The sequence below is a fragment of the Mesorhizobium sp. M7A.F.Ca.US.008.03.1.1 genome (genome assembly GCF_003997495.1).
Taxonomy (GTDB): domain Bacteria; phylum Pseudomonadota; class Alphaproteobacteria; order Rhizobiales; family Rhizobiaceae; genus Mesorhizobium.
This window is the reverse complement of sequence record NZ_RZRU01000002.1, coordinates 465,507-479,343: the sequence shown is the minus strand read 5'-3', so window position 1 is coordinate 479,343 and position 13,837 is coordinate 465,507. Positions and strand designations below refer to the sequence as shown.

Annotated in this window: 11 protein-coding genes; 3 read left to right on the top strand and 8 right to left on the bottom strand. The window is 63.0% G+C overall.

Annotation, left to right across the window (positions count from 1 at the left end; all coding sequences use genetic code 11):
- Positions 1-177 precede the first annotated feature (177 nt).
- The 8 genes from EOA16_RS05280 to EOA16_RS05245 form a co-directional block, all read right to left on the bottom strand.
- Positions 178-1,704, bottom strand: a complete 1,527-nt coding sequence (locus tag EOA16_RS05280; RefSeq protein ID WP_127256110.1) for an aldehyde dehydrogenase family protein — start codon at positions 1,702-1,704, stop codon at positions 178-180.
- Positions 1,704-2,510, bottom strand: a complete 807-nt coding sequence (locus tag EOA16_RS05275) for a creatininase family protein (protein WP_127256108.1) — start codon at positions 2,508-2,510, stop codon at positions 1,704-1,706. Before EOA16_RS05275 ends, EOA16_RS05280 begins: the two co-directional genes overlap by 1 nt.
- The gene (locus EOA16_RS05270) at positions 2,507-3,481 is read right to left on the bottom strand and encodes an ABC transporter permease (RefSeq protein WP_127256106.1); all 975 of its coding nucleotides are present in this window, start codon (positions 3,479-3,481) and stop codon (positions 2,507-2,509) included. The genes EOA16_RS05275 and EOA16_RS05270 overlap by 4 nt, the downstream gene beginning before the upstream one ends.
- Before the next feature lie 10 nt (positions 3,482-3,491).
- On the bottom strand, positions 3,492-4,514 hold the full coding sequence (locus EOA16_RS05265) for a Gfo/Idh/MocA family oxidoreductase (RefSeq protein ID WP_127256104.1): 1,023 nt from the start codon (positions 4,512-4,514) through the stop codon (positions 3,492-3,494).
- Between the two features lie 11 nt (positions 4,515-4,525).
- Positions 4,526-7,069, bottom strand: a complete 2,544-nt coding sequence (locus tag EOA16_RS05260) for an ATP-binding cassette domain-containing protein (protein WP_127256102.1) — start codon at positions 7,067-7,069, stop codon at positions 4,526-4,528.
- Positions 7,070-7,185: 116 nt separating this feature from the next.
- Positions 7,186-8,205 (bottom strand): sugar ABC transporter substrate-binding protein, encoded by a 1,020-nt coding sequence (locus EOA16_RS05255; RefSeq protein WP_013530435.1) that lies wholly within the window; start codon positions 8,203-8,205, stop codon positions 7,186-7,188.
- A gap of 153 nt (positions 8,206-8,358) precedes the next feature.
- A complete protein-coding gene (locus tag EOA16_RS05250; RefSeq protein ID WP_127256100.1) occupies positions 8,359-9,303 on the bottom strand; it encodes a threonine/serine dehydratase in 945 nt (314 codons plus the stop codon).
- A complete protein-coding gene (locus tag EOA16_RS05245; protein WP_245455857.1) occupies positions 9,293-10,396 on the bottom strand; it encodes a succinylglutamate desuccinylase/aspartoacylase family protein in 1,104 nt (367 codons plus the stop codon). Before EOA16_RS05245 ends, EOA16_RS05250 begins: the two co-directional genes overlap by 11 nt.
- A 68-nt stretch (positions 10,397-10,464) precedes the next feature.
- Between EOA16_RS05245 and EOA16_RS05240 the strand changes: the two genes are divergently transcribed.
- The 3 genes from EOA16_RS05240 (at position 10,465) to EOA16_RS05230 (ending at position 13,772) form a co-directional block, all read left to right on the top strand.
- A complete protein-coding gene (locus tag EOA16_RS05240; protein ID WP_164754112.1) occupies positions 10,465-11,277 on the top strand; it encodes an IclR family transcriptional regulator in 813 nt (270 codons plus the stop codon).
- 129 nt (positions 11,278-11,406) lie between these two features.
- The gene (locus EOA16_RS05235) at positions 11,407-12,156 is read left to right on the top strand and encodes a GntR family transcriptional regulator (protein WP_127256098.1); all 750 of its coding nucleotides are present in this window, start codon (positions 11,407-11,409) and stop codon (positions 12,154-12,156) included.
- Positions 12,157-12,224: 68 nt separating this feature from the next.
- Complete coding sequence (locus tag EOA16_RS05230; protein ID WP_127256096.1) at positions 12,225-13,772, top strand: putative N-acetylmannosamine-6-phosphate 2-epimerase; 1,548 nt, start codon at positions 12,225-12,227, stop codon at positions 13,770-13,772.
- The last annotated feature ends 65 nt before the right edge of the window (positions 13,773-13,837 follow it).

Genomic DNA, 13,837 nt, shown 5'->3' with positions numbered 1-13,837 from the left:
CAGCTCGCTGCTGGACGGCATACGGTCGCGAGGGTAGGTCTGCGCACAAGAGCATGATGCCGAAGAGTGCGAAGCGGTTTTCGGACGGCATCATGCTCTATGTCTTTGAGTTAGAGCCGGATGATTTCAGGTCGTATCGACCTGAAATCATCCGGCTCTGGGCGCGGGCTTTGAATGTCAGCGAGTGACATCCACGGTAATCGTCTTCAGGTCGCACATTTCCATCAGCGTGTGTCGACCCCCGGTGCGACCGAGGCCGCTCTGCGTCCCGGCGGCGCCGCCGGCAGGGATGTGCGGCTCCCAATAACAGCTCATCTCGTTGATGTTGACGATGCCGACCTTCAGGTTTTCAGCAAAGGCAAAGGCACTCTTGATGGTGCTTGTGAAGACCGCGGCCGACAGGCCGTAGGGGCTGGACGCCGCAAGTTCCATCGCCTCCTCGTCGGTCTCGAAGGTCAGCACGGGTGCGATCGGCCCGAAGGATTCCTCGACATTGAGCAGGCTTTCCCGGGTCAGTCCTGTGACGATCGACGGCTCGAAATAGAGATTGGTGGCAAAACCCGACGCCACATTGCCGCCGGTGACGATCTCGGCGCCACGTGAGCGGGCGTCCGCGATGTGGCAGAGCACCTTGTCGACGGCCACCGCATTGTTGATCGGACCCATCGTGGTCGCCGGATCGAAAGGGTCGCCCATTTTCACCTTCGAAGCCGCTTTCACGAGACCTTCGATGAAACGGTCGTGGACGGATTTGTGCACCAGCACGCGTTCGGTGGCCGTACAGATCTGCCCGGCATTGGCAAAGCAGCCGGCTCCCACCTGGGCGGCAGCCATGTCGATATCGGCATCGGCCAGGACGATGGTCGGACCGTTGCCGCCCATTTCGAGCAGAAGCGGCTTGCCCGCGCCACGCCGGGCGATCGTCGCGCCGGTGGCGGAACTGCCGGTGAAGCCGATGGCATGGGTGCCCGGATGAACGACCGCCTCGTCGCCCACCTCCGCGCCGTCACCCAGAACGAGATTGATGACGCCGTCCGGCAGTCCCGCCTCGATGAAGCATTCGACGAGTGCCGTGGCGATCAGCGACGTCGTCGGCGCGGGCACCCAGACGACGGTGTTGCCCGTTGCGACGGCCGGTCCGAGATAATAGAGGCAGGGCAGGGCAAGCGGGAAATTCCAGGGCGTGATGATAGCGAAGACGCCCTTCGGTTGCAGGAAGCTGAAGGCTCGCTTGTTGGCATCGGCAAGCGGAAACGCCGCCGTCTCCAGCCACTTCATCTGCTCTGCCGCATTGCGGAAACCGAGAGCTGCTGCCGACGCTTCGGCCTTTGCCTCGCTGTGGAAGGGCTTGCCCTGTTCCAGGCAGAGCAGGTGCGCCAGCTCCTCGGCGCGCCTGTCGATCGCGTCGGCAATGCGCATGCACAGCTGAGCGCGCGCGAAGGTTCCCATCTTGCGCATGGCCTCGCGTGCGCCTTCGGCGGCTTTCACCGCGCGGCCGACATCGGCGCGGGTGGAAAGGGAGAGATAGCCGAGATGCTCGCCCGTCGAAGGACTGTCGATTTTCAAGAATTTGCCGGAGCTGCCGGCAATCCACTCGCCGCCGATGCGATTGATGCCGATGCGGGCGGCGGCCTCCGGCTCCGAGACGATTGCCATGCCACGCAGGTTGGGGCCTTCGAGAGAAGATTTGAAATGGACTGTCATCATGCGTTCCTTTGGCCGAATTCGGATTGGATGTTCAAAATGGCGGCGCGGCTGCGCTCCACGGCTGCGTTGAAAAGTCTGCTGCCCGCCTCCGCGCTCGCCTCCGACGGCGTACCGATGACGCCGTTGTCGCGGATGGCTTCGAAACGGCGCCAGACGGTGACGGCCGGCGCGGCGTAAAGGTGAGGATCCGGCCAGGATGGCGGGGTGCCGCCTGGCGGGATGAGATCGCGGCGAACGCTGTCGCCAAGCACATGCATCATCAACGAGGTTTCAAGCGCGCAAGCGTGACCGGTGCCCGTGGCGGCATCGGGCAGGGCCTGCGCCGCCACGTCGGCGATGAGATCGAAATACGAGAACCCCGCCGTGACGATGCCGCGCTGGCCAAGGGTGGTGATCGCCACCTGGATGGCGGCGCGGTTTCCGCCGTGGCCGTTCAGCATGACCGGCAGGAAGCCGTCATCGGCAAGGCAGCTGCAGAGATCGACGAGAACGGCGATGAAGGTCTGCGGACTGAGGCTCATCGTGCCGGAGAAGGAGCGATGATGCTCGGACGAGCCATAGGCGAAAGGTTCGGCAACACGGATGGAGGCCTGTCCTTCCGCCGCGGCGAGAGCAACCGCTTCCGCAAGCCAGCAATCGACGCCGAGCGGCAGATGCGGGCCATGTTGCTCGACGGCGCCGAGCGGCAGAATGACGACGGGTTTGTGCACGCCGGCTGCCGCGTGTCTTTCCGTATCCGGCGAGGTCATCAACGCAAAGCTGGACCTGGGCGGGATCGGCAAGGCCGGAACTGGCTCGCTCATCGTGCTGCCTCGACAAGCCGGGCCTTGGCGTAGGTCATGCCGGAATCGGCCAGGAGAGCGACCATGATGATTGCCCCCTTGTAGAGTTCGAGGCTGGACGGGTCCGTGCCGAACACCCGAAGCGCCGTCGTCAGCAGGCTGACGATCAAGGCTCCGACGACCGCGCCCCACACCGTTCCCCGTCCGCCGAAAATACTGGTGCCGCCAAGCACGGCAGCGGCGATCGCGTCCAGAAGCAGCGAGGTACCGCCGATATTGGGCGTCACGACCGGCACCCGGCTGATCATGATCACAGCCGTCAGGAAGACGAAGATACTGGAGGCGCAATAGACGAGGATCGTGTGTTTCGTCACCGGGATGCCGGCAAGTTCCGCGGCTCCGGCATCCGACCCGAGCGCATAGGTACGCAGCCCGAAACGGCTGTGCCGCATCAGGATTGCTGCTACGGCAACGATCAGGAGCGTTGCGAAGATGACATTGGGAATGCCGAAGCTGCGCTCGATGCCGACCGCGCGAAGCGCCGGATCCTTCAGCATCAGGACGCCTTTGGAGGCAACGGCAAGCGTTGCGCCCTGCAGCGCGACCATTGTGGCCAGTGTCGTCACGAAGGGCGGTATCTTCAACAGTGCGATAACGGCGCCGTTCGCGAGGCCGATCACCACCATCACGGCAAAGCCGACAAGCAGGGCAAGCGGCAGACCGGCGCCGCCGTCGATCAGGCTGGCGATGAAGACGGCACAGAAGGCGACGCCGACGCCGGCGGACAGGTCGATGCCTGCCGTCAGCAGAACGATCAGGGCGCCAAGCGCCAGTATGGCGATCGGGGTCGCCTGTGCGACGATGTTGATGAGGCTGGCGGTTGAAACGATGCGGGCGTCGATGAGCGCGAAGATCGCCAGCAGGATGACCAGCAGGATCAACGGCGAGAGATCGAGAAAGCGCCTGCACCAGATGTTCTGTTGGCGGGTCATGAGGGTTCTCTCATCGGATGTGCCAATCTTCGACCGGTTCGCGCAAGCCTGATTTGACGCTGCGCAGGATTGCGTCATTGACGGCGACGGCGCGCAGGGCGTCGCCGAGCGGCATCACGAAGGGGGTGTCGTCGCGAACCGCCGTTATGAAATGGTGGACTTCCTCGAAGAGATCCCCGGTGATACGACCATTGACGGTCGGCCAGTGCAGGGCGTCGGGTTGCGACCACTGTCCACGCGACAGGATGCGTAGCCCGTGGTCGCGCACGTCGAGGTCGATCATGCCTTCGGTGCCGATGATTTCAGTGCGTGCCCAGATGCCGGTCGGAACGGTCGGTGGCAGTGTCCAGCCGAAGTAGAGCTGTCCGCTCATTCCGTTCGACAGCTCGACGGTGGAGAAGATCGCATCTTCGGAGCGAACCCCGAGCGAAGGCATGAGCTTGGCGACGGGCCGGGAGTAGACGGCGGTGATGTCCGAACCCGAGATCCATTGCAGCGCATCCACGTCGTGCACGCCGAGGTAGAAGCAGACGCTCGAGTTTCCGTTCATGCGAAGACCGACTTCGCGATTGGTGAAACGGCCGCTGCTGCCGTGGATCGGCTCACCGATCCGCCCGGATTTCACCGCTGCCGCGGCCTCGCAATAGCGCGGGTCGAACCGCAGGATGTGGCCGACCAACAGGCGTGCGCCGCTTCTTTCAGCTGCTTTCGCGATCGCCTTGGCGGCGGAAAGATCATGAGCCATCGGTTTTTCGAGCAGCACCGGCTTGCCGGCATCGAGCAGCGTGCGGCAGACGTCTTCATGCAGCGTGTCGGGTGCCGCCACTATGAAGGCGTCGGCGGCATTGGCGGTCAGCGCGGCGGCGGCATCGGTGAAATGCCGGACGCCGAAATCGGACGCGGCCTTGCTTCCCGTGGCAGCATTCGGATCAACGAATGCCGACAGTTCCGCGACAGGGCTGGCGGCAACCACCTGCGCATGCAGGAGGCCCATGTAGCCGGCACCGACGATGGCGATCTTCAGCTTGCTCAAAGGGTTTCTCCTTACAGGCATGGTGCAAGGTTGGATGCTGGCCGGGGTGCGCAGGCTGGCGGTGTGATCGTGCGATCACCGAAGGCCAGCGTCATCACGTCTTCTTCCGTCGCCCCACGCGCCAGCGTGCCGACAGAGTGGCCTTCGCGCATGACGACGATGCGGTCGGCCACGCCGAGGACTTCGGGCAACTCGCTCGACACCATGAGGATCGCCGCGCCCTCGGCCTTCAATCTTGCGATCAGGTGATGGAGTTCGGACTTTGCGCCGACGTCGACGCCGCGTGTCGGCTCGTCGAGCAGGATGATCTTCGGCTTGGTGGCAAGCCATTTGCCGATGACGACCTTCTGCTGATTGCCGCCCGAAAGCTCGATGGTCATCTTGTCGGGCTGGGCCGGCCGCACGCCGAGTGAGCCGATGAGATCGCGGGCGAGAGCCAAGATGCGGCGAGGTCTCAGCAGGCCGAAGTGGCTGTTGTCGCGAATCCAGGCGAGGGACAGGTTATCCCTGATCGACATCGTGCCGACGAAGCCTTCCAGATGCCGATCTTCCGGTATGTAGACGATGCCGGCGCGGTTGGCGGCCTTGGTGTCGCCGCCGGTCTGCTGCCCGCCGAAAATTCTGAGCGTGCCGCCGTGCATGGTCTCGAAGCCGGCAATCAGCCTGAGCACTTCGGAGCGGCCGCTGCCCATCAGGCCGGCGAGCGCGACGATTTCGCCCCTGCACACGCTGAGTGTCGCCGACTTCAAGAGCTTGCCATCGGAGATGTTGCTGATCTCGATCGCGGTTTCGCCAACTTGCGCTTCGAGATAGGGGAAGATGTCGCCGACATCGCGCCCGACCATCATGGAGACGATCTCGGCCTCGTTGGTCTGGCGGGTCTGGCGCTCGCCGATGAAGCGTCCGTCACGCAGAACGACGACGCGGTCGCACTGGCTGAAGATCTCTTCCATCTTGTGGGAGATGTAGAGAATGCCGGCGCCGCGAGCTCTCAGTCTGTCGATCAGGTCGTAGAGTTGGTCGCGCTCGCGGTTGGAGAGCGCGCTGGTCGGCTCGTCCATGATGAAGAACCAGGCATCGGACAGAACGGCACGGGCAATTTCCACCATCTGCCGTTGCCCGACGGAAAGCGTTCGCAGCTCCGCGCCAATGTCGATATCAAGCGACAGCTCGTTCATGATGGTTTTCGCATCGCGCCGCATCCGGGCCCGGTCGAGAAATCCCAGGCGGGTGTGCGGTTCGCGGCCGATGAAGAGATTCTCCGCCACCGTCAGGTCCGGCGAAAGGCTGAAATGCTGATGGATGACGCTGATGCCCTTGGCGTCGCTGGGGGAGTGGAACTGGACGGCGTTGCCGTCGATGACGATCTCGCCCTCGTCCGGGCGATGCAGACCGGAAATGCACTTCACCAGCGTCGATTTCCCGGCCCCGTTCTCGCCGGCAAGTCCCACCACCTCGCCGGCCGAGACGGCAAAGCTGACACCGTCGAGTGCCTTGACGCCCGGAAAAGACTTGCCAAGCCCGCGCAGCGCTATGCTGTGTTTGCCGGCCGGTGTTGCGGCGGCGTTGCGGGGCGACGGGGTGGACTTGCGGCCACCGGTCTTGAACAAGGCGGCGACACTCTCCGGCTGGCTGGTGAGAACGGCCACCAGAATGAGGCTCGCGGTGACGAAATAGATCAGGATCTGCGGCACCTGCAGGAAGGACAGGCCGGTGTTGATGACGCCCAGCAGCAGCGCCCCGATCGCCGTTCCCCAGATCGAGCCCTGGCCGCCGGACAGTTTCGTGCCGCCGATGATCGCGGCTGTGATGGCCGTAAATTCAAGGCCGGTGCCGGCAAGCGGCTGTGCCGAACCGAGGCGGCCGATGGTGAGGATCGCGCCAAGCCCAGCTGTCGCACCGGCAATCAGGTAGACGGAAATGCGCACGAGGTCGACGGGAACCAGAGAGGCCCGCGCTGCTCCCGCATTGCCGCCGATCGCATAGATCCAGCGCCCGTACACCGTGCGATTGAGCACGAACCACCAGAGGCCCAGGCAGATGGTGGCGATGATGACGGAGACCGGCAGGAGGCCGATCGTCTCGCGTCCCGCGAAAAGCAGGACCGGATCGGCGACCGCGATGCTGGATGCGCCGGAGAGACTGAGCGCCAGGCCGCGTGCAAACGCCATGGTGGCGAGGGTTGCGATGAAGGGAGAGATGCCGGCAAAGCCGATCAGCGCTCCATTGAGCAGACCGATTGCGGCACCGCCACCGATCGCGGCGAGAAGGCTCAGGCTCGCCGAGCCGGTTGCCGTGTAGGCAAGACCCGCGGCGATGCCGGAACAGGCGAGGTTGCTGCCGACCGAAATATCGATGCCGCGCGCGATGATCACGGCCGTCATTGCAAAAGAGATGAGGGCGATGACCGCACTCTGCTGCGCGATGCTGACAAGATTGCCGGTCGACAGAAAACGCGGGTCGATCCAGCCGAAGACGGCGATGGCGACCAGCAGCACCGCGATGAGAACCGGTTCGTTGCGCCGCAGTAACGGAGAGGTCCAGGACTGGAACATGGGTCGGTCCTCTTGTCGAGCATCATGCGCGGTCACCACGGAAGCGGCGACGGCGATCGTCAGGAAAAGGGGACGCCGGATGATATGTCATCCGGCGCTTGAGCCGCTTTAGGCTGTTACTTTGCCAGGGTCATGGCGGTCGCCGGAACCTTGGGACCGAGTTGTTCGGTGTAGTTCTTGGCTTCCACCGCCTCCTTATCGGTGTTGATGTATTCGAAGGTGAGGCCATCCGCCTTGAGCTTCGCCGCCGTCGCATCCGAGGTCACGAAATAGGTCGGCATGTAGAGATCCTGCGGCAGCTTTTCGCCGTTGGCCAGGCGAGCGGCAACGGCGATGTTCCAGTAGCCGACACGATAGGCGCCGGTCAGCACGTCCATCACCATCTTGCCGTCGTCGATCAGCGGCTTCATCTCGGCGTCGCCGTCGTAGCCGCCGTAGAGCAACTGGGTTCCCATTGAGCTGGCAACGGAATCGGCTGCCAGGCAAAGGCTGTCGGAGATGCAGCCGATGGCCTTCAGGTCCGGATAGGTGGTGAGCCATGTCTGGGCGGCATTCGTTGCCTTGGCTGCGTCCCAGCCGGTCGGCTCGATGCCGACGACCTTGATGTCCGGAAACTCCTTTTTCAGGGTTTCGACAAAGCCTTTTTCGCGCGTGTCGGACACGAAGTTGCCACGCGAACCGACAAGCAGGGCGACTTCGCCCTTGCCGCCAAGCGACTTGCCGAGCGCGCGGGCAACCATCGACATGTTGTCGTAGTCCGGATAGAGCGTCGAATAGTTCGAGCCGGCCTCGACCTTGTTGCCCATGGTGATCACCGGAATGCCGGCGGCGGTAGCTTTCTGGATGACCGGAATGACCGCATTCTTGTCGATCGGATCGATCAGGATCGCGCTGACGCCCTGATTGATGAAATTCTCGATGATGCTGACTTGTTTTTCCAGGCTGCCCTCGGCGCTCTGCCAGGTGGATTTCACCCCATAGTCGGCGGCAGCCACGTCGCCCGCTTCCTTCATGCGGACGAAGAAGGAGTTCTGCAGGTCGATTGCCGCAAGCCCAAGAACCTTTTCCGCGGCAAGCGAGGGCGTTGCGATGGCGAGTGCGAGCAGAGCAATGGATGCTTTCAAGGAAATGCGCATGTTTCAATTCTCCTCTTGTTGCGACAGGGCGATTCTTCGCCTCTTTTTCATGTTCCGCACGACGACCGTCCCAGCGACAGGCATTCCGGCGGTATTCCGCGGCACTCGTGCCGTATCCATGTCAGGGCCGCGTCCTGCGTGGACCGGCCTTTCTCAACCTCGGCCGTTCAGGCCTTCGACACCGGCGCCACAGACAAGCCCGGCGATGCGGGCGCCGCGCGGTGGCTTGAAAGCTCCGCTCATCAACGCGGCCAGCGATGCCGCGCCGCTGAGGTCGGCGGCGATGCCGAATTCGAACCAGAGCAATTCAGCGGCCTTCTGCATGTCGGCATCCTCGACAAGGACGATGTCGTCGACGTGCTTGGCGACGATCGCATAGATGCTCTCGTCCGTTCGGCCGCAGGCCATGGTCGCCACCTTCGTCGTTATTTCGGGCAAGCGAACGACATGGCCGGCAGCCAGGGAGGCGTGAAGGGTCGGTGAACCGGTCGGCTCGACACCAATGATCCTGGCGTCGGGTTTGACGTGCTTCAGGACTTCGGACATGCCGCTGATGAGGCCGCCCCCGCCGATCGCGACGATGTAGATGTCGGCATCGGGAATCTGATCGACCATCTCCAGCGCCACAGTGCCCTGACCGGACACGATCTGCGCATCGGCGAAGGGATGCATGTAGAAGGCGCCGCACGCCTTTGCCTTGGCCGATGCCGCCTCATGCGCTTCATCCCAGACATTGCCTGCAAAGCGAACGTCAGCGCCCCATTTGCGCAGTTTTTCCGCCTTCAGCGGGCTTGCATTGTTCGGCAGGTAGATGGTGGCGGGAACGCCGGCCTGGGCGGCCACATAGGCGGTGGCCAGGCCGTGATTACCACCGGATGCGGCGACCAGTCCGTTTTCGATCCGGCTTGGCTCGAGCGTTTTCACCCGGTTCGTGGCGCCCCGGATCTTGAAGGAGCCGCTCACCTGGAGGCACTCGAGTTTCAAATAGACGTCATTTTGAAGGTCTGCGCCCGTGGCATGGTCGAGCTTGACGACCGGGGTGCGCCGTATGAAGGGCGCAATGCGCCGGGCAGCCGCCATGATGTCTTCATGGCTCATCGGTCAGTGCCTCCGGATATTCGTTGGCAAGCACGAAGCAGCAATTCCCCGGGCGCACGCGGCCGGGCTGACGCTTGGCGAAAACGATGCCGTCGATGGGGTGAAGCAGATCGATGGGCGCGCGCGACGGCGTGTGGAGGAAGTGAATGCGTCCGGCAAGGTCGCCTTTGCTGACGGCACTGCCGAGCGGGCTCAAGGGTTCGAAGACACCGTCCTCCTCGGAAAGCAGATAGCCTTCGCTTCCGGGCACCTTGAGCACGCGTGCGTTGGCGCCAGGGGCAATGTCAGGTGAGCCTTTCAGGACGCCTGCATGTTTCAGCACATTGCGGATGCCCCGGCGGCAGATGGCCAGCGCATCCTGACTGACAAGGCCGCCGCCGGCCATCTCACTGCCGATGACGATCAGCCCCTGGTGGTTAGCGGACGCGGTCGAGGTCCGGGTTTCACCGAGATTGTCGACCATGACAACGGTCGGCGCCCCGAAGGCGAGCGTCGCCTTGATGTTCTTGCGATGCCCCTGCGCGGTCGGGGAGGGCTCGATGATCGCGCTCGGCAAGATCATCAGGGACGAGCCGCCGGAGTGGAGATCCAGGAAGTAATCGGCCTTCGGAAACAGGATGTCATGCACATAGGCCGCGATCTGGCTTGTCAGCGCGCCGTTGAAATCGCCCGGAAAACTGCGGTTGAAATTCAACCCGTCGACCGGGGAGGTGCGGGTGCCGGCCTCGACGGCCCGAATGTTGATGGCCGGAATCGCAATGATACGACCGGCAACATCCCGTGGATCGATCTCGCGCAGAAGCTCGCCGAGCGCGATCGGTCCCTCATATTCGTCGCCGTGGTTGCCACCCTCGATCAGGACCGTCGGACCGTCGCCGTTCTTGATGACGGCTAGCGGAACGCGGACCGTGCCCCAGGCATCGTCGTGCGGCGATTGGGGCACATGGAAGGAGCCGATCTGCTTGCCCTCGCGATCGAAATCGACCGACGTATAAACACTGTTGTTCCGGGGAGTGATGGTCGCGCGGACAGTGTTTGCAGGTCTCTGTACGGTCATCGGGTCGGCCTCGAAATTCATTGTCCCCGTCATCATGTCAGTTTTATATATGGTGTCAAGTTTGGATATAAAACCAATGGCAATTCCGATTTCTTGTCTCTATCGTGCGTGGACCACCGGGGATTCTTCGAATGGCAGATGACGCAAAAGAGAGTGGCAAACCGACCTATTCGGCCCCGGCGCTGACCAAGGGACTGGATGTCCTGGAGCTGCTGGCGGAGGCGCGGGCGCCCTTGACGATGAAGGAGATCGCGGAAGGCCTCGGCCGTTCGAAGAATGAAATATTCCGGATGCTGATCGCGCTGCAGGAGCGACGATATATCGAGCGCAACGCCGAGACCGACGCCTATTCGTTGACCGACAAGCTTTTCAAGCTGGGACTGCACACGCCGAGCGCTCAGGATCTCATGTCCGCCGCCATGCCCGAGCTGACGCAGATTGCCGGGGACTCAAATCAGTCGCCGCACCTGGTCGTCTTCAATCATGGCTTGACCGTTGTGACCGCGGCCGTTCCCGGCGGCGAGGACATGGCGTTCACGCTGCGCCTCGGCTACGGCCGCCTGGCTACGGACGCGACCTCCGGCCATGTGATTCTTGCCTTCCAGCCGCCAAAGGTCGCGACGCGGATGATCGATGAATGTGCGGCGCATTCGCCGGCGCCGCTGGATCGTGACGCGCTGGAAAAGCAGCTTCGTATCATCCGCGCGGACGGCTACTGGATGCGCGAGAGCCGTGACTTCGTCGGCATCACCGATATCTGCTGTCCGGTCATCGGACCGGACGGCAGCGCCGTCGCCTCCATTATCGTCGCCTATATCAATCGCCATACGCGTGAAAGCCGCCATGCCTATACTCTGGAGGTCCTGCGTGCTGCCTGCGACCGCATCTCAATGAAGCTGTCACCGCGGGTTCGCTGAGGGATCGTGGTGCGCTGAGGGCGCGGACGAGGCACCGTCCGCGGGCCGTTTGCACCGGATTGATAATACCAGTATAGGTCCAGTCAGGAATGTTTTGATCCTGGGTGCTTCTCGCGCGGGAGGAAGGCAATGACAACCGTGAACCTGATCGGGCTTGTCAGTCGGGAAATGGAAGCGACAGCGTCCGATGTGCCGCTTTACAGACGGTTGAAATCGGCGATCGAGGCAGCGATCCGCTCCAATGCGTTGAAGGCCGGCGCGGTTCTGCCGGGCGAGCGGGTTCTGGCGGAAGCCCTGTCGATCTCGCGTGTCACTGTGAGAAAAGCTCTGGCGCTGCTCGAAGAGGAAGGGCAGCTCAATCGCCGGCATGGTTCCAAAACCGAGATCGGGTCGCGGGTCGAAAAATCGCTTTCGACGCTGACGAGCTTTTCGGAGGATATTCTGGCGCGCGGCCTGAAGCCTGGATGTCTATGGCTTTCCAAGCAGATAAGCCGTCCATCCCCAGCCGAAATGATGGCCTTGGGTATTGCGGGCAATACCAATGTGGTTCGCATGCGTCGTGTGCGGACAGCCGATGGCGCGCCAATCGCCGTCGAGGTCTCGGCCGTGCCGGTTCGCTTCCTTCCTTCGCCCGAGATGGTTCAGGACTCCCTTTATGAAGCGCTTGATGCACGCGGCCTCCTGCCTCAGAGGGCAATCCAGCGCATGCGCTCGCGCGGCGCGTCGCTGGAGGATGCAAAACACCTTCATTGCGAGGCGGGTGCACCGCTGCTGATGACCGAGCGCCGCTGCTTTCTCGCCGACGGACAGATCGTCGAATACTGCGAGACACGATACAAGGGCGACGTCTACGATTTCGTCTTCGAGCTGCAAAGGTAATACCAGTTATGAACTGGTTGTAATCTGGTATTTTCCATCTATCGTGATGGCGACAGGGGAGTGCCGACGTGCAGCGCCAAGACATCGCCAACAGTCTCATCGTGTCCTGCCAGCCGGTTCCCGGCGGCCCGATGGACAGTGCGCAATTCGTGACAGGTTTTGCCAGGGCCGCTCTTGAAGCCGGAGCCAAGGCCCTGCGCATCGAATCCGTGCCCTATGTCGCGGCCGCCCGCCTGGCGGTCCGCGTGCCGATCATCGGTATCGTCAAGCGCGATCTCACCGACAGCCCCGTGCGCATCACACCCTATCTGGCCGATGTCGAGGCCCTGGCCGAGGCGGGCGCCGATATCATCGCTTTCGATGCGACGGACCGTGTCCGTCCCGTTCCTGTCGAAGCGCTTGTGAAAGCCGTCAAGGCCAGGAACAAGCTGACCATGGCCGATTGCTCTTGCCTTGACGACGCGCGCCGAGCCCTTGCCGCGGGTGTCGATTTCGTCGGCACGACGCTTTCCGGCTATGTCGGCGGGCCGGAGCCGGAAGATCCGGACATCGCCCTCGTCGCTCAAATGCGAACCCTGACGCCCTACGTCATCGCCGAAGGGCGTATCCGGTCGCCGGAGCAGGCGGCTGCCGCCGCGCGCGCCGGCGCCTGTGCCGTGGTTGTCGGCTCGGCGATCACCCGTACCGAGCATGTCACCTCATGGTTCCACCAGGCGATTTCCGACGCCTATGCGGCAAGAGGCGCGCAAACCGTTCTTGGCCCAACCGTGCCGGGCCCAACCGTGCTGGGCATCGACATCGGGGGAACCAAGACCATGGCCGCGCTGGTCAGCGGCGGCAAGGTGACCGAGGACACGATCGTGCCGACCGCGCGAGAGACTGGGCCCGACACCTGGCTGGCATCCCTTGCGCAAAGCACGTCGGCATGGTCCGGCCGCTTCCGTCGCGTCGGCATCGCGGTGACCGGACTGGTGCAGGATGGACGTTGGTCGGCGTTGAACCCGGCGACGCTTGGCATTCCCGATGACTACCCGCTGGTCGAAAGGGCATCAGCTATTTTCGGCAAGCCGGTCTGTGCGTTCAACGATGCCCAGGCAGCTGCCTGGGGCGAATACAAATTCGGCGCCGGGCAAGGTCGCGACATCGTCTTTCTGACCATCTCGACCGGAATTGGCGGCGGCATCGTTTGCAACGGCCGATTGCTGTCCGGTCTAGCCGGTCACTTCGGTCTGATCCGTGGCCTGTCTGAAGACCGGGCTCCGCTCGAAGACGGCACCTCTGGCCGCTGGATCGCCTCGCAAGCCCTCAAGGCCGGCTTCAAGGCCGATGCCGCCGATGTGTTCGGGCGTGCGCTGAAGGGGGAGGCCTGGGCCGGCGCCATCGTCTCGCAGAGCGCCTCGCGGGTCGCGACGCTGTGCCGGGACATTCAGATGATGTTCGATCCGAAATCGATCGTCATCGGCGGCAGTATCGGTCTTGCCGAGGGTTATCTCGACCGGGTGCGCGCGCATCTGAGCGACGTTCCCTCGCGCCTTTCCCCCGATCTCGCAGCGGCAAAGCTCGAAGGCCACGCCGGCGTCATCGGTGTTGCCGACCTTGCCGAATGGGCAAGGTAACGGCGTCCCCGGTCATGCCATGCAAAAATCATCAAAAAAGAAGGGAACGATCATGAAATTGAGCA